We start from the raw sequence: 16,427 nt of genomic DNA, 5'->3' as shown, positions 1-16,427 counted from the left end.
CACTCCTTAGTAAAGTAGTAGACTGATATATAGTCCAAGCAACGTGATGGCGAGCGTTGGAATCGTCAAGATGATCCCGACTTTAAAGTATTGACCCCAACCGATCTTAAGCCCTTTCGTACGGAGCACGTGGAGCCATAGCAACGTCGCGAGTGACCCAATCGGTGTGATTTTTGGACCGAGATCGGACCCGATGACGTTCGCATAGATGAGTGCTTCCCGAATCTGACCGGTCGTATTCGTCAAATCGATGGCGAGCGCGTCAATCATGACGGTCGGCATATTGTTCATGACCGATGACAAGATGGCGGCCAAGAAGCCCATCCCGAACGTAGCGCTGAAGGCGTTCACGGCGAACCAGTCGATGAAGTTGGCGAGCACTTGCGTCAGTCCCGCGTTTTGCAGACCGTAGACGACGATATACATCCCGAGCGAGAAGAAGACGATCGCCCATGGCGCCCCGCGTAGAACGGACCGGGTCGGCACGGCCGGTGAACGGTTCGCCATGATCAGGAAGAACAACGAGATAATCCCAGCGACGAGCGAGACCGGAATGCCGACGATGTCACTCGTGAAGTATCCGATGACGAGAAGTGCGAGCACGACCCACGACAAGCGGAACATTTTATGGTCTTTGATGACCGAGGCCGGCTCGACGAGTTTCGATAAATCATATTGCTTCGGAATGTCCTTTTTGAAATACAAATACAAGACAAGTAAACTTCCGGTAACGGCGAAGACGTTGACGAACACCATCCGTGCCGCATATTCGGCGAAACCGATGCCGAAGAAATCGGCCGAGACGATGTTGACGAGGTTCGAGACGACGAACGGCAGACTCGCCGAATCAGCGATGAACCCAGACGCCATGACGTATGCCAAAACGACCGCATCCGGCAGTTTGAGTGCCCGCACCATGGCGAGGACAATCGGCGTCAAGATGAGCGCCGCCCCGTCATTCGCGAACAACGCCGCGACGAGCGCACCGAGCAACGTGATATAGACGAACAGCTTGACGCCGCCGCCTTTGGCGATGCGGGCCATATGTAAGGCAGCCCATTCAAAGAATCCAATCTCGTCCAAAATGAGCGAGATGATGATGATTGCAATAAACGTGAACGTCGCGTTCCAAATGATTCCCCAGACAGTACCGACGTCATCTAAATTGACGACCCCGGTGAGAAGGGCGATGACCGCCATCCCCATCGCCGAGTAACCGATGCCAAGGCCTTTCGGTTGCTTGATGATGAGGAAGAGCGTGACCAAAAAGATAATACTAGCAATCCACTGCACAATGAGTTCCTCCAATAAATCTCTATTTTTTTAGCAAGTCTGTTGCAGACCGCGAAGCACAAGGCTAACGCCGTCTTCTGTCGACTCGACGTCGAGCGTAACGTTTTCCGCCATCGCTTCGGCGTCGTTCGCGACGGCGAACGTGAGGCCGTCGAAGTCTTTGACCGCATCCGTCGCTTCCGGAGCCGCGACGACTAGACCGAGCGTCGGTCCACAGCACCCGGCTTCCGTACAGATACGGACTGATTTGATTTCTTCTTCAACCAGTGCGTCTTTCATAAAATCGATGGCTTCATTCGTGATTTTCATGTAACTTCCTCCTTGAGTAGTTGTGACAGTGCCGGATAACCGACCGGCAGTTGTTCTTGCCATGCGAGTAACGTCGGACGCGGATAGGCGTTCACCCGTTCGAGCCATGGCGTCTCGCTCGCAACTTTCGCCGTCAGCAGCTTGCTTGTCACATCGAGCGGTGTGAACGATTGGTTGACGACCCAGGCGAACGGTTGAATCTCGGCCCGTTTCAAGTCAGCGACGAGCCGTTCGGCTTCATACACCGGTGTCGCTTCAGGTAGCGTCGTGATGATGACGTGCGTCTGTTTCGGATCGCGCAGTTTTGGTAACAGGTCGCGAACCGCTTCCGGGACGACCCCTGTCGATCGTTCGAGTTCGCGGTGATAACTCTCGGTCGCATCCAAGAGAAGCAGCGTATGACCTGTCGGCGCCGTATCGATGACGACGAAGCGGTCTTTCGCTTTCGCCACTTGATCAGCGAAGGCGCGGAAGACTGCAATCTCCTCGGTGCATGGCGAGCGCAAGTCCTCTTCGAGCATCATGCGCTGCTCCTCGTTCATATCCCCCGCTTCCCCGAACACGTCCATCCGGTACTTCTCGATTTCGACTTTCGGGTCGATCGCATCGACGGTGAACGTACCCGGGACATCCAACCCGATTGTGAAAGCCACATGTGCGGCCGGGTCTGTCGTCGTCAAATGGACGGCGTGCCCTCGCTCACTGAGCGCAACGGCGACAAGCGAGGCGAGCGTCGTCTTGCCGACCCCGCCTTTCCCCATCGTCATGATGACGCTCGGTCCATCCCTCTCGATTTCATCGACGAGTCGGTCGATCGAGCCATAATGACTTGTGTCATAGCTTGTAGTTAGGACGGTGGCCGTCTCCCCGTTTACCCAGCGTCGGAGCGCCGGGACACCGACGAGATTCTCGTACGCATATGGCAACGTGAACGTCTCGAGGTCGGCGATGCCTTTCGGCAGTTCGTGGAGCGCTTGTTGTTGACGCTCGATGAACCGTTTCGTATAGCGGTCCGTCCCTTCGTCTGATGCGACGACGCCGTTGATGACAAGTTGCATCTGTTCGATTCCAATCGCGTGAAGCTCGATCGCGGCACGCGCCGCCTCGACGAGCGTCGATGTCTCGGGACGGGCGACGAGCAACAATGTCGTCTCGCTGCCGTCGGTGAGCGTCTCGACAGCCCGTTTGTATTGCAGTTGCTTGTCGGCCAGACCAGCGAGCGGACCGAGGCAAGACGCGCCGGTCGTATTCGTCTCTAAAAATTCGTCCCACGCACTTGGCAACGTCAACAACCGTAGCGTGTGACCAGTCGGTGCCGTGTCAAAGATGACGTGATCGTATGTCTCACGTGCCGACTCAGACGTCAGTAACTCGGTAAACTGGTCGAACGCCGCGATCTCAACCGTACAGGCGCCGGACAGCTGTTCTTCCATCGACTGGATGGCCACGTCCGGAAGGACACCGCGATAAGGACCGACCATCCGTTCCATGTACTGCTTCGCCGCCTCTTCCGGGTCGAAGTTCGCGATGAACAGACCGGTTCCCGGGACGAGGCGTGGTGTCTCGTCGAGCTCCATCTCGAACACGTCCTGAAGGTTGCTCGCAGGGTCGGTCGAGACGAGCAAGACTCGCTTACCGCGGTCAGCAAGCGTCAACGCGAGGCTCGAAGCGGTCGACGTCTTGCCGACACCGCCTTTACCGGTCAAAAACACATAGCGCGTTGGTTCGATTGTCGTGAAATCAAAGCGATTCATCATGACCCGCCTCCTTATTTTTTAAGCGTGATGCGGACTTTCGGCTTTTCGCCATCTTGTTTCGCGAACGCTTCGACCGGGAGTCCTGTCAACTCGGCAATCTCCTCGTTCGTCATGTAAGCGCCTCGTTTGACGACGGCACCGTCGACGACCGTGAGTGGGAGCGTCTCAAGGCCGTTCGCGATTTCAGCTTGAACATGGACGTTCTCGACGAATCGGTTTGGCTCGGAGGCGAGATTATAACGGGCCACATCAAAGCCGCGTTGTTTTAATACGTAATGGATGGTCGCAATCCGCGTCAGCTCCGGATCGATTGAAGGACCACAAAGTCCGGTCGGGCAGCACATGGCTGGTTCGAATACTTCAAGTTTCATCGTTGACTCCTCCTTAAATCGCACAGTCCGTTTCGCAGTCACAATTCGCCTCGACCGTCTCGATTTTGTCGAGCAAATCGATGACGATTGAGTAGAATGGGCTCGTCTCGTTCAATCGATAGTGAATCCATTGCTTGTCGCGGCGCTCTAACAGGAGCCCTGCTTGCCGCATCATCTTCAAGTGGCGGCTGATGGCCGGCTGCGAGATGTCAAAACAATCAACAAAACTGCAGGCACATTGCTCTCCGCCTTGCATTTGTTTGAGCATCGTCAAACGGGTCGGGTCGGCGAGTACTTTGAGCACTTTACTTAAATCATCTACCGTATGCATCGTCATTCTCCTTCTCTGTATAACAAATCCGTTATATAACCTTTACGTTATGAAAATACCATAGTTTCTCATGCGGAGCAATTGTCTTCTCATAAAAAGTTCGGTATGATGGAACACGTTGTGAAAACATGTGTCGGTCGAACGACTTCTCTCATATAATGCGGCGTTTGATCTTCGTGAGACTCGGAGATCAAAGTCAAAAAATATATAGAGAGGTGTGTTCTTTTGGAAAAATTGAATACGATTAAACAAGATTGGCTCGGCAACGTCCGGGCCGACGTCCTAGCCGGCTTCGTCGTCGCACTCGCCCTCATCCCTGAGGCGATTGCGTTCTCGCTCATCGCTGGCGTCGATCCGATGGTAGGGTTATACGCGTCATTCATCATCGCGATGGTCATCTCGATTGCCGGCGGTCGTCCGGCCATGATTTCGGCTGCGACCGGGGCGATGGCGCTCGTCATCGTCTCGCTCGTCGCCGACTACGGGTTGCAGTATTTACTCGCTGCCGGGATTCTCGCAGGAATCATTCAAATCGCGCTCGGCTATTTCGGCATCGCCCGCTTGATGAAGTTCATCCCGCGCGCCGTCATGGTCGGCTTCGTCAACGCGCTCGCGATTTTGATTTTCCAGGCACAGTTGACGAACTTTGAAGGTGAAAGCTGGATTATCTGGGCGCTCGTCATTGGATCGCTCGCCATCATCTTCTTGTTCCCACGCATCAACAAAGTCATCCCGGCACCGCTCGTCGCCATCGTCGTCATGACGATTCTGGCGGTCACGCTCGGGCTCGAGACGAAAAACATTAGCGACATGGGTACGATTTCAGCAACGCTCCCGGAATTTTTATTCCCGAACGTCCCGTTGACGTTTGAGACGTTGATGATCATCCTCCCCTACTCGATCTCCCTCGCCTTCGTCGGATTGATCGAGTCGCTGTTGACGGCACAAATCGTCGATGACATGACGGGCACGGATTCGAACAAGAACCGAGAATCAAAAGGACAAGGTATCGCCAACATCATCGCCGGTCTCTTCGGTGGGATGCCAGGGTGTGCGATGATCGGTCAATCGGTCATCAACGTCTCGTCCGGTGCTCGCGGCCGTCTGTCGACGTTTGTCGCCGGACTCGCGTTATTCATCATGATCATGACGATGAGTGACGTGTTGATGCTCATCCCGGTCGGCGCCCTTGTCGGTGTCATGTTCTTTGTCTCGTATGCGACGTTTGACTGGGGCTCGCTCAAAGCGATGCGCACCGCTCAAAAATCGGATACGGTCGTCATGCTCGTGACGGTGCTCGTCACGGTCGTCACGCACGACTTGTCACTCGGTGTGTTCGCCGGGATCTTGACGGCAGCCATCCTGTTCGCCGCAAAAATCTCGAAAGTCGAACTTGACCGCAGTGTAGACGCCGACCGTGCCCGCTACGTCGTGAACGGTCAGCTCTTCTTCGCTTCGACGTCCGAGTTCGTCAATCAGTTCGATGTGACCGAAGACGCCGAAGCCGGGATCAAACATGTCACAATCGACTTCTCGAACACGCATCTATGGGACGATTCGGCCATCGGTGCCATCGATAAAGTTGTCTTCAAGTACCGTGAAGTCGGGATCGAGCCGGAACTGTTGAACTTGAACAAAGATTCAGAGAAACTGCTCAATACGCTCGCGCTGCACTTGAAGCAACAAGAAACAAGCGTCGGCCATTGATTCAATTTCTTCGGGAGTGAACATTCACGTTCGCTCCCTATTTTATATCCATGGCTCTAGTAAATCGCATATACTAAAAGTAGATTGTGTGAAAGAGGAGGACGTTTCAATGGGAAAGGTATTTTTAGCGGCAGACGGATCTGCCCACTCGAAGCGGGCACTTGAGAAAGCGATTCAGCTCGCCAAGGCATCAGACGCATCCATCGACATCGTCCATGTCGTCAGCGCCAAAGAATCGAAAGAAGCCGCACTCAACTCGACCGGGAAAATCGATCTCGAAGCGAAACGCAAATTGATGTTGCAACCGCTCTTCGATCAAATCGTTGCAGCCGGGCTTGAATATGAATATATTGAACTTCGCGGGGAGCCGGACGTCGAGCTCGTCAAATACGCGAACCATCAACCGTACGAGTACGTCGTCGTCGGTTCACGCGGACTGAACACGTTTCAAGAGTTCGTGCTCGGCAGCGTCAGCCATAAGCTCGCCAAACGCGCCCTCGCCCCGGTCATCATCGTCAAATGATTGCCACCCTTTCTTTACGGAGAAAGGGCTTTTTTCTGTTCCATACAGGAAATAGGTCCTATATGTGGAATGGAATAGTGAACTCATTTATGAAGGAGGAACCTAATTGGACATTACCAATGACTCAAATTTATTGCTCATCCTCTTGCCATTGCTCGTGTTGCAACTCATCTTGCTCGTCGTCGCCTTGATTGATTTGCTCAAACGGCAAGAAACGAATGGACCGAAATGGGTATGGCTTCTCGTCATCCTATTCATCAACATCCTCGGGCCGATCGTCTACTTCCTATGGGGACGGACGAAGCGATGAACGTCACCCAACTGACGAAACGATTCGGCACGTTCACCGCGCTCGACGACGTCAGCTTCTCGCTCCGCCCCGGCTGTACCTCGCTCCTCGGTGAGAACGGGGCCGGCAAGACGACACTGCTCAATATGATTGCCCGCGTGACGACACCGACGTCCGGACAGATCGTCGGGCATGACGCCATCCGCATCGGCTATCTGCCACAGCGACCGGCGCTCTATCCATCGCTCACACCGGTCGAGACGATTCGCTATGCGGCCGAGTTGACCGGCGTCACGAATGTCGACCCGGTCCATCTGTTGAAACGGGTCGGACTCGAGCCCGTCGATCGACCGGCGGCACACTTGTCCGGCGGCATGCGGCAACGGCTCGGCATCGCCCAGGCACTCGTGCATGACCCGGAGCTGTTACTGCTCGATGAACCCGTCTCGGCGCTCGACCCGCGCGGCCGCCGGGAAGTACTCGACCTCTTAAGCGACTTGAAACGAGAGCGGATGATTCTCTATTCGACGCACGTGCTCCCCGATGCCGAGGAAGCGAGCGACTGGGTACTCCTGCTCCGACAAGGTCGCCTGCTCATGGAAGGGACCGTGACCGATTTGCTCGGCTCGAAGTCCTCGATTCAAGTCCGTCTGTTCAACGACGTCGTGACAGAGGATGAGTGGCGAACGCTCCCGGGTGTCAGCCACGCCACCCGCTCCGGGACGACATGGGAACTGGAGACCGACGCGAAAGACGTGACGGAACGGGCGCTACTGCAGTTGCTGCTGGAGCGCGGTCTAAGACTCCAATCGCTCCATGTCGGGCATCCATCGCTCGAGTCACTCTTTTTGGAGGTGAACGCCTGATGAAACTGGCCATCTTCAAACAAGAGTGGAAAGAGTCATGGCGCAATAAACGGATGATTTGGGTACCGATTGCCTTGATGTTGCTTGCGGCGATGCAACCGCTCACGCTTTATTTCCTCCCGGACATCTTGGCCTCGGGCGGCAACCTGCCGGACGGGGCGGTCATCGAAATTCCGACCCCGTCACCAGAAGAAGTGCTCATGTCGGCGAGCGAACAGTTGCGACAAATCGGCCTGCTCGTCGTGCTGTTATCCGCCATGCATACGTTCAGTCACGAACGGTCGCTCGGCACGCTCGCCTGGCTCAAGTCGCTCAAGATTCCGGGCACGCGCATTGTCCTCAGCAAATGGGGACATTATTCGCTACTCGCCGTCGTCGCCATCGGCCTCGCCCAATTGAGCGCCGCCTACTATACAATCGTTTTGTTCGATTCGTTCGACGTCACCGATTTCTTAATCGCGACCGGGCTGCTCATGCTCCATTTCGTCGTCCAGCTATCGATTTTCTTCTTGTTCGCAGCGTTGCTCGAGAGCGGCCTCGTCGCCCTCGTCATCACGCTCGCCCTCCACTTCATCATGTCGCTCCTTCTCGGGTGGCTCGAGTGGGACTGGATGCCGTGGCGGCTCGGCTCGTTATCGGCCGAAGTGCTCATGGGCGAGAGTTTACTCGTTTGGCCGATCGTCAGCAGCGTCTTGTTGATTGGCGTGACGCTCTTCGTCGCCTCGAAACGGTTGTTGTTCATAAGCCGTTCGTCCTGATGTAACACCTTCTCAAAATAGTCCTTTAGCCGCCGAGTCAGGGCGGCTTTTCTCATGTATACTTAATTTACAAAATAATTCCAATTTTGAAAATCGATTGTGGAGGAACGACTATGAAGTGGAGTCATATAGTGGCAGGGGTGGCCATCAGTATGAGCATCATCCTCAGTAACGACCACGTCCATGCCGCGGCCGGGTTTCAAACGACGGCGACGGGAACAGTCTATACGACAGAAGACGGCACGGTGCTGACCGGCTGGCAAGTGATTGACGGCAAGACGTACTATTTCGCGGCAGATGGGACGATGGCCGTCGGTTGGCAAGCAATCGATGGCGCTACATATTATTTTGAAACGGACGGTGTGCTCGTCACCGGGCGCTATTCGATTGACGGGGCGACCTACTTGTTCGCCGCCGACGGGAAGCAGCTGAAAGGCTGGCAACAACTCACGGACGGTCTCTATTACTTCAAATCGAATGGCGTCATGGCAACCGGCTTTTTGACCGTGGACGGGAAACGCTACTTGTTCTCTCTTGAAGGGAAACGGTTGAGCGGTTGGCAAACCGTCAACGGCGTGAAGCATTACATATTCGAAAACGGAACGATCCGGTCGGGCATGTACACGATCAACGGTAAGAAATACTTGCTCTTGAAAGACGGACAGGTCGCGACCGGCTGGCAACAAATCGGCACGCGCCACTACTACTTCGGTACAAGCGGTGTACGCCAGCACGGGCTGAAAAAGATTGGGACGACCGTTTACGGTTTCCATGAGACGTACGGCTATCGGTTGGCCGGCGTCCAAAAAGTCGCCTCTCGCTATTACTATTTCGGGACGGACGGAAAACGTCGCTACGGCCTGCAGACGATTGACGGCAAAGTGTACGGGTTCCATCCCGTTTACGGCTATCGTTTGCAAGGAAAACACAAAGTCGGGACCCGCTATTACTACTTCCACTCGACCGGCGTCCGTGAGACTGGTTGGAAGTATACGACGCAATACGAATATTTTGCACCGACCTTGACGAAGAAGACAGATTGGCAAGTCATCAACGGCAAATGGTATTTCTTCGATCCGTCGGGCGTCATGTATAAGAACAAACGCATCGGCAACGCCGCGTTCGATACCCGGGGTGCCTATAGCAACCCGCTCTCCACCTATAAGATGAGCGTGCCGCTCTATCGTCAGTTCCAGATGGGCTACCCGTCCGGCTGCGAGTTCTTTTCGCTCAAGATGGCGCTCGAGAAAAAAGGACGCGTCGTCAGCGCCGAGACGCTGTACCGGGAGATGCCGAAAAGCATGTGGAACGCCCGCTATGAGAATCGGCTCTACCGCTGGGTCGACCCGAACGTTATGTTCACAGGCGACCCGAAAGGCAAGCTCAGCAAATATCGCAACTACGGGATTTATCCGAAAGGCATGATTAACTTCTCGAGCAAATACCGGCCTGTGAAAGACTTGTCCGGCCAAGGATTAGCTTCAATTGAGCGCGAACTCTCACTCGGCAACCCGGTCATCGTCTGGGCGAGCGTCGACTTCAAACAGCCATACGGTCACTTCAATTGGTACACCGCTTCGAACAAAAAATTCACCGGTTTCGTCAATTATCATGTCATGCTCGCGACGGGCTATGACAAGAATAACTTCTACATCAACGACCCGTACCGCGGTCGCCTCGTCATCCCGAAAAGCCAAGTCAGCTCTGTCATGGGCGCGACGGGATGGAAAGCACTTGCCGTACGATAATCGTCCAGCCATCGGAAAAATCCGGTGGCTTTTTAGGTACAACGAATCAAATTCAGAAATAAAATTTCCTATTTTACTCACTTTATATTGAATTAAAAATACAGAATGGTACACTTTCCAATAAGTAGTAAAGCGCTTACATTCATAAAGGAGGAATAGTTATGAAGAAATGGATTGGCGGCCTCGCCGCCCTCACGCTCGTCACGTCATCTGTCATGTTGCTCGATGCCGATGCCAAGTCAGAGCCGAAGAAACCGAAAGTCGAGCTCGGGGTCGACCGGTTGATGGCCAATCCTGAAATCTTGGCCGGTAAACGAGTCGGACTGATTACGAATCCGACCGGAATCGATGCTAACATGACGAGCATCGTCGACTTGTTCCATAACTCAGATGATTTCGAATTGACGGCACTGTACGGACCAGAACACGGTGTCCGCGGTGATGCGCAAGCCGGATCGACAATCAGTTCATATATCGACGAAGTGACGGGACTCCCCGTCTATAGTCTGTATGGGGCGACGAAAAAACCGACGGCCGAGATGCTCAAAGACGTCGATGTGCTCGTCTTCGACATTCAGGACGTCGGCACACGCTTCTATACGTACATCTATACGATGGCGTATGCGATGGAAGCAGCAGCCGAGAATGGCATCCCGTTCGTCGTCCTTGATCGTCCAAACCCGCAAGGTGGCCTCCGCGTCGAAGGTCCAGTGCTCAACCCGGCCTATTCGAGCTTCATCGGCCTCTATCCGATCCCGCTCAAGCATGGGATGACCGTCGGTGAGCTCGCACGCTTGTTCAATTCGGAGTATCAGATTCAAGCCGACCTCGAAGTCGTCAAGATGAAGGGTTGGAAGCGCTCGATGCTGTACGAGGATACGGGACTCCCGTTCGTCATGCCGTCACCGAACATGCCGACGACGGACACGGTCAACGTCTATCCGGCGACCGGTCTGTTCGAAGGGACGAACCTGTCAGAAGGACGCGGCACAACGAAACCGTTCCAATTGATTGGCGCCCCTTACGTGAAGGCGCATGACTATGCTAAGACGCTGAACGCGCTCGAGCTTCCGGGCGTCACGTTCCGTGCCGCCTCGTTCACGCCGACGTTCTCGAAGAACGCGGGCAAACTGTCGCACGGCGTCGAGGTGTACGTCACAGAGCCGACGAAGTTCGAAGCGGTCAAGACCGGTATCGCCATGGTCAAGACGGCGCACGACCTGTATCCGGACGAGTTCGAGTTCCTCTCAAACGACTTCATCACGAAGCTGACCGGGAACGCCTACGTGAAAGACATGATTCTCGCCGGCGAGTCGCTTGAGGCGATCATGACGAAAGTCGATGCCGAGCGCGATGCGTTCTTGCCGATTCGGAAAGAGTATTTGTTGTATAAATAAGGAGCAGGCAGGCTCACTTGAGTCTGCCTCTTTTTGTAATCAAATGGTAATACCCATTCCCGCCCTATTCAATATATTATATGGTTATATGATCGAAAAAGGAGCTTCCCATTTTGAAAAAATCTGCCTCAGTCTTGCTCGCTGCCGCCTTAGCGACCGCGTTCACATTTACCCCGACGTCCCCGCTCACCGTCAATCCGATCACGGTCGAAGCCTCATATCGTGAGACGGCCGTCAACACGAAAGGTTCCGTTACGGGAATCAGTCAAATCAACGTCCGAAAAACACCGTCAAGCTCAGCGACGAGTGTAGGTAAAATTGTTCGCGACGGCACGATAATGGTCCGGACGTCATTTACGACGAACGGGGCCCGCTGGTACAAAATCCAATGGGGCACGGGGTACGGTTACGTTCCGGCCACGTATATCAAGCTGTCGACAGCCGAAGTCGCGTTCACGAAGGCGACGTACGTCGCCCCATCGAGCGTCTACTTAAAGTCGCGTCCGCTCACGACCTCGTCGAACGTCGTGTTCTTGCGCCAAGGAATGAAGCTTGAGACGATTTCGTACCGGTACACAGGCACGACGCGTTGGTATAAAGTGAACATCGGCACGAAGACGGGGTATATTTTGGCGAAACACATCACGTTCAAAGCCCCGGCGAGCGGTGTCTTGGCTGAGACGAACGAAGAGCGGCAGACGGCAGGCTTGTCGGCGCTCGCAGCGTCGAGCGAGGCGAACCGTGTCGCCCAAGTTCGGGCCGACGAGATGGCACGGACGGGACAGTTCTCACATCAGCTCCGTGAGAACGGGAGCCCAGGCGACACGCTCGATGCCTACAATGTCAGCTATCGCGGTTGGGGCGAGAACATCTATATGGGGTCGAACGACCCAGGCGCAGCGGTGAACGCCTGGATGAACTCGAGCGGCCACCGCGCGAACATCTTGAACGAGAACTTCACGCACCTCGGTGTCGGCACAGCCAAGAACGCGCAAGGCTCGACGATTCACGTCCAAGTCTTTTTGACCAAATGAAAAAACGGGAAGTCGCTGTTGTCTCGACTTCCCGTTTTGTATTAGCGGCGTTCGTCTTTCAGGCTTTCGAGGTTTTGTTGGGCTTGGCCGGTCTTCTCTTTGGCCGTACCCTTCACTTGATCTTTCTGGCCTTCACGCTTGAGCGATTGATTGTCCGTCGCTTTGCCGACCGCTTCTTTCGCTTTGCCTGCCGCTTTATCGATCAAACCATCAACTTTTTTGTTTAGTCCGTCTTTCATGTGAATCTCCTCCTCGTGGTATCATGTCTAATTCATGTACCACTCTGAGGAAAATTCAAACGTAATGCTCTTTGACAAGAACCCGGAAACGCGGTCGGACGGTCAACTCGATCGTCGTCACCGTGCGGTTCCGGTCTTCGTTCATGACGATCAACAGTTCGCCGTGATCGCGTCGATCCTCGAGCACCTCGACTTTCCCGACCGTTCGCAGCAGCTGATAGTACAACAACTCCCCCGACGCGTCCTTGACGTTCACCTCAAACTCGTGATAGCTCGGGGAGATTTTAAAATAAAATGACTCCGTCCCGTTCGAGAAACGGAACACCGACTCGTCATAATAAAACGGGAGTGTCGTATCCATCCGCTTCGGCTCGACCGTACAAAACAACGCCCACGCCATCTCATCTGGAAACTTCTCGCTCGACTCTTCTTTGTTGAACTGCCACCCTTTCATCGCGATCCCTCACTTCAACTTCCATTAATTGTCTGAATAATTCGACTATTATAATTCATTCGTCATTGGGTTCGGAAGTTCCTGCAAACGGGAACAAAACATTGTATGCTTTTTCACGTTCCTGATTTGAAAGGAGTTGCGTCCATGTGTCTATCATCGCGCTCGACCATGTCACGAAACGGTTCGGTGAGACAATTGCCTTGAACGACTTTTCACTTCACGTCGAGGCCGGCGAGTTGTTCGGCTTGCTCGGACCGAATGGGGCCGGAAAGACGACCGCCATTTCTGTCATGCTGAACTTATATCCTGCCGACAGCGGTACCATCCGTATTTTCGACCACTCGATGCCAAAAGACGAGCAGACGATTAAACGGCGCGTCGGTATCGTCCCGCAGCATGTCTCCGTGTACGACCAGCTGACGGTGTTCGAGAACATTCAATTTTTCGCCGAGCTGTACGGGTTCAAACCGGCCGAGGCCAAACAAAAGACCGTGGCCGCCCTCGACTTCGTCGAACTCACCGCGCACCAAAAGAAACGTCCGCCGGAACTGTCCGGGGGGCTCCTTCGTCGTCTCAACATCGCCTGCGGCATCGTGCATGAACCAGAACTCATCTTTATGGATGAACCGACCGTCGCCATCGACCCGCAGTCACGCAACACCATCCTCGAGAACATCCGTGAGTTGAATCGACGCGGGGCGACGATCATCTATACGTCCCACTATATGGAGGAAGTCGAGATGCTCTGCGACCGTGTCGCCATCGTCGATGAGGGACGAATTATCGCCGAGGGCACGCAAGATGAGCTGAAAGATCAAGTCATGACGCTCGAGACGGCCCGCATCAAAGTCGACGCCCTCACTCCGGGCCTCTTGGAACGACTCGAATCACTCGAGCGGGTGAAGAAAGTCGATTACGAGGAACCGTTCCTCGACGTGTCACTCGAGAAAGACACCCCGCTCGCCCCGCTGCTCGACGTCCTTCATGACGAGCGGGTTCGCTTCACCTCGATCACGGTCGACCGTCCATCCTTGAATACCGTCTTCCTGGCCCTGACCGGTAAGACACTTAGGGAGTGATGACGATGAAACTATGGACGTTCATCAAATATGATGTCAAACAGCAACTGCGGGACCGCTCGACCTTGTTTTGGATGCTCATCTTCCCAATCATTCTCATCTTCGGGCTCGGGACGATGCTGTCGGCCATCTTCAATAGCAACTTCTCGCTCCCGGTCACGGACGTCGCCTACGTCGAACAGTCGACGGATGATTACCGGGTGCCGCTCGAGACGTTTCTCGCCGACGACGACATCAAAGCATTCATCAATCTCGTCCCGTACGATAGTATCGCCGCTGCTGAAACCGGCGTGAACGATGGCGACGCCGACGTCATCCTCCATTTGGACGGTCCCGACGTCCGTCTGCTGTACGAGGAACCGTCGACAATCGAATTTGACGTCATCGAGGCCATTCTCCGGCAATATACGGACGTCGCCAATCAGCAGATTATGCTCGCTGAGGCAGGTGTTTCCGCCCCGTTCGAGCCCACGACGTTCATCGACAGCGAGAGCGTCGATTTGTCGGGTCGGACCCCGACATCACTCGAATATTTCACCGTCACGATTTCCATCATGACGGCACTGTTCGGTGCATTCTACATTACCGGCATGCTCAGTGAGGAGAAGCCGATGACCGGGAGTTATCTCCGGATTCAAGCCGCTCCCGTCAAACGGATCGAATATCGCCTGGCTCGCAGCTTGAGCCGATACACACTCATCTTCCTGCAACTCGTGCTCGTGTTTTGGTTCAGCCACTTCGTTTATCGCAGCTTCTCACTCGATTATGTCGAGTTCGGGCTCTTGTTTATCGCTTGGCTCGCCCTCGCCTTATACGGTACCGCGTTCGGTTTTCTCGTATCGAGTCTGCCCCGTCTCTCGCGCGGTACAAAAGATGCGATCGTCAACGGATTCGTCGCCATCATCATGATCCTTTCCGGCGGTTACGTCCCTGGTTTCGATCAAGTGACGCTGAGCGTGGCACCATGGGCCCAATACGTCTTCATGCCGATCTTTATGCGGGAAGGCATGCTCCAGGTGCTTCTGCGCGGTGGGGATACGACCGTGTTTTGGCAGAGCCTTGGTTGGCTCTCCTTGCATCTCCTCGTGTTCGCCGTCCTCAGTCTCTTGCTTTGGAAAGGGGTGAACCGTCGTGGTGCTATTTAGACATGTCGCCAAGCGCATGCTGCGGAAAAAAGGGCTATGGGTGTTCACGTTCGTCTCCGTGTTCGGTTTCGCCTTGATTCTATCGTTCCTCAGCTCGACGTCGGCGTTGAACGCCTCCATCGGCATCCTCGACCGGGATGGCGGGACACTCGCCGGGCGTGTGATTGAAGAAGCGGGACGGTTCGGTTCGGTGACACCGCTCGAGACGAACGAGACCGATGAAGCGTTACTGCAAGGACAAGACGTCGTCCTGACGATTCCGGACGGATTCACCGAGGCGCTCTTGAATGGCGAGACGCCGCGTCTCTCGTTCAGCGCGACCGAAGGAAGTGACGCTGCGTTGATCGAGCAAGCACTCAACTCGCACCTGTCCCGTGAGCGGCAGCTACTGCTTGCAAGTGATTTTGACGAAGAGCGTTTCAACGAACTGGCCGATCTTGAGACGGAGAACGGCTATACGCTCTCGAGCGAGCCGTTTCAACAGAGCGTGGCGACGACGGCGCGAACGCAGGCGTTCCTCGGTCTACTGTCGTTCGTCATGATGTCGGCCTTTCTCCAGTTCATCCCGTTGTTCGTCGCCGACGACCGGGACGAGAAAATCTATTCCCGCCTGTTCGCCGCCCCGGTCACACCGCGGCGTTACATCGGTTCGTTGTTCGTATCGTTCTGTGCGGTCGGGTTGCTCTACGTGCTCATGTTGCTCGCCTTCAGTGCCGTGCTCTATCGACAAGATATTCTGGCTCACCTGCCTGTCCTGACGTTGTTGTTCATCGTCTATTTGTTCGTCTGTCTCGCCATCGGGTCGCTCATCGCCATCCTCGCGACGAATCGGGAGAAAGCGAACATTTGGCAGACGTCCGTGACGATGGCAGCGGCCATCACCGGAGGCGCCTTCATCAGTCTGACGTGGCTTCCGGAGACGCTCCAAGCCGTCGGGCGCTTCTTGCCGACGTATTGGTTCAACTACGGGGTCGCCCAGATGTATGAGGACCGTTTCCCGGTCAACTCGGTCCTCATATTGCTCGGGATGGCGCTCGTCATCTTCCTCGTCATCGCCTGGGCGTTGAAGAAGCGACCGCTCACATGAAAAAGGAGAGCCGCGATGGCTCTCCTTTTTCTAATGCTTC

At 54.7% G+C, this 16,427-nt stretch carries 18 protein-coding genes; 11 read left to right on the top strand and 7 right to left on the bottom strand.

Annotated features, from left to right (window positions below):
- Positions 1-6 precede the first annotated feature (6 nt).
- The 5 genes from KNP67_RS06450 to KNP67_RS06430 are packed head-to-tail and all read right to left on the bottom strand — an operon-like array spanning position 7 to position 4,061.
- Complete coding sequence (locus KNP67_RS06450) at positions 7-1,293, bottom strand: arsenic transporter (RefSeq protein WP_131471873.1); 1,287 nt, start codon at positions 1,291-1,293, stop codon at positions 7-9.
- Between the two features lie 30 nt (positions 1,294-1,323).
- Complete coding sequence (locus KNP67_RS06445; protein WP_029594927.1) at positions 1,324-1,602, bottom strand: Fe-S cluster assembly protein HesB; 279 nt, start codon at positions 1,600-1,602, stop codon at positions 1,324-1,326.
- On the bottom strand, positions 1,599-3,356 hold the full coding sequence (gene arsA / locus KNP67_RS06440) for an arsenical pump-driving ATPase (protein ID WP_035385731.1): 1,758 nt from the start codon (positions 3,354-3,356) through the stop codon (positions 1,599-1,601). The genes KNP67_RS06445 and arsA overlap by 4 nt, the downstream gene beginning before the upstream one ends.
- Before the next feature lie 14 nt (positions 3,357-3,370).
- Positions 3,371-3,730: an arsenite efflux transporter metallochaperone ArsD gene (gene arsD, locus KNP67_RS06435; protein ID WP_029594925.1), complete on the bottom strand. Its 360-nt coding sequence runs from the start codon at positions 3,728-3,730 to the stop codon at positions 3,371-3,373.
- Positions 3,731-3,743: 13 nt separating this feature from the next.
- Complete coding sequence (locus KNP67_RS06430; RefSeq protein ID WP_021066456.1) at positions 3,744-4,061, bottom strand: ArsR/SmtB family transcription factor; 318 nt, start codon at positions 4,059-4,061, stop codon at positions 3,744-3,746.
- A gap of 225 nt (positions 4,062-4,286) precedes the next feature.
- On the opposite strand from KNP67_RS06430, the gene KNP67_RS06425 reads away from it, so the two are divergent.
- The 8 genes from KNP67_RS06425 (at position 4,287) to KNP67_RS06390 (ending at position 12,383) form a co-directional block, all read left to right on the top strand.
- On the top strand, positions 4,287-5,768 hold the full coding sequence (locus KNP67_RS06425; RefSeq protein WP_029594923.1) for a SulP family inorganic anion transporter: 1,482 nt from the start codon (positions 4,287-4,289) through the stop codon (positions 5,766-5,768).
- Positions 5,769-5,877: 109 nt separating this feature from the next.
- Positions 5,878-6,291, top strand: a complete 414-nt coding sequence (locus tag KNP67_RS06420; protein ID WP_029594922.1) for a universal stress protein — start codon at positions 5,878-5,880, stop codon at positions 6,289-6,291.
- Positions 6,292-6,397: 106 nt separating this feature from the next.
- Positions 6,398-6,601 (top strand): PLD nuclease N-terminal domain-containing protein, encoded by a 204-nt coding sequence (locus KNP67_RS06415; RefSeq protein ID WP_021066453.1) that lies wholly within the window; start codon positions 6,398-6,400, stop codon positions 6,599-6,601.
- On the top strand, positions 6,598-7,446 hold the full coding sequence (locus KNP67_RS06410; RefSeq protein ID WP_021066452.1) for an ABC transporter ATP-binding protein: 849 nt from the start codon (positions 6,598-6,600) through the stop codon (positions 7,444-7,446). The genes KNP67_RS06415 and KNP67_RS06410 overlap by 4 nt, the downstream gene beginning before the upstream one ends.
- Positions 7,446-8,204: an ABC transporter permease gene (locus tag KNP67_RS06405; RefSeq protein WP_214756263.1), complete on the top strand. Its 759-nt coding sequence runs from the start codon at positions 7,446-7,448 to the stop codon at positions 8,202-8,204. The genes KNP67_RS06410 and KNP67_RS06405 overlap by 1 nt, the downstream gene beginning before the upstream one ends.
- 113 nt (positions 8,205-8,317) lie before the next feature.
- Positions 8,318-9,952, top strand: a complete 1,635-nt coding sequence (locus KNP67_RS06400; RefSeq protein ID WP_214756261.1) for a C39 family peptidase — start codon at positions 8,318-8,320, stop codon at positions 9,950-9,952.
- A 215-nt stretch (positions 9,953-10,167) separates the two neighbouring features.
- A complete protein-coding gene (locus tag KNP67_RS06395) occupies positions 10,168-11,349 on the top strand; it encodes an exo-beta-N-acetylmuramidase NamZ family protein (RefSeq protein WP_251130826.1) in 1,182 nt (393 codons plus the stop codon).
- Between the two features lie 113 nt (positions 11,350-11,462).
- Complete coding sequence (locus KNP67_RS06390) at positions 11,463-12,383, top strand: CAP domain-containing protein (protein ID WP_214756257.1); 921 nt, start codon at positions 11,463-11,465, stop codon at positions 12,381-12,383.
- Between the two features lie 41 nt (positions 12,384-12,424).
- On the opposite strand, the gene KNP67_RS06385 is transcribed toward KNP67_RS06390, so the two are convergent.
- Complete coding sequence (locus KNP67_RS06385) at positions 12,425-12,622, bottom strand: CsbD family protein (RefSeq protein WP_021066447.1); 198 nt, start codon at positions 12,620-12,622, stop codon at positions 12,425-12,427.
- 55 nt (positions 12,623-12,677) lie between these two features.
- Positions 12,678-13,076, bottom strand: coding sequence for a hypothetical protein (locus tag KNP67_RS06380; protein ID WP_021066446.1), 399 nt, complete (start codon positions 13,074-13,076; stop codon positions 12,678-12,680).
- 146 nt (positions 13,077-13,222) lie between these two features.
- Here KNP67_RS06380 and KNP67_RS06375 point away from each other — a divergent pair, with 146 nt between their 5' ends.
- The 3 genes from KNP67_RS06375 to KNP67_RS06365 are packed head-to-tail and all read left to right on the top strand — an operon-like array spanning position 13,223 to position 16,387.
- Positions 13,223-14,155 (top strand): ABC transporter ATP-binding protein, encoded by a 933-nt coding sequence (locus tag KNP67_RS06375; protein ID WP_214756255.1) that lies wholly within the window; start codon positions 13,223-13,225, stop codon positions 14,153-14,155.
- A 5-nt stretch (positions 14,156-14,160) separates the two neighbouring features.
- The gene (locus KNP67_RS06370; protein WP_021066444.1) at positions 14,161-15,300 is read left to right on the top strand and encodes an ABC transporter permease; all 1,140 of its coding nucleotides are present in this window, start codon (positions 14,161-14,163) and stop codon (positions 15,298-15,300) included.
- Positions 15,287-16,387, top strand: coding sequence for an ABC transporter permease (locus KNP67_RS06365; protein WP_214756254.1), 1,101 nt, complete (start codon positions 15,287-15,289; stop codon positions 16,385-16,387). Before KNP67_RS06370 ends, KNP67_RS06365 begins: the two co-directional genes overlap by 14 nt.
- Positions 16,388-16,427: the final 40 nt, after the last annotated feature.

Source organism: Exiguobacterium sp. s157 (assembly GCF_018618205.1).
Lineage (GTDB): Bacteria > Bacillota > Bacilli > Exiguobacteriales > Exiguobacteriaceae > Exiguobacterium > Exiguobacterium chiriqhucha.
The sequence above is the reverse complement of the archived record's forward strand: the minus strand, read 5'-3'. Positions and strand labels throughout refer to the sequence as shown.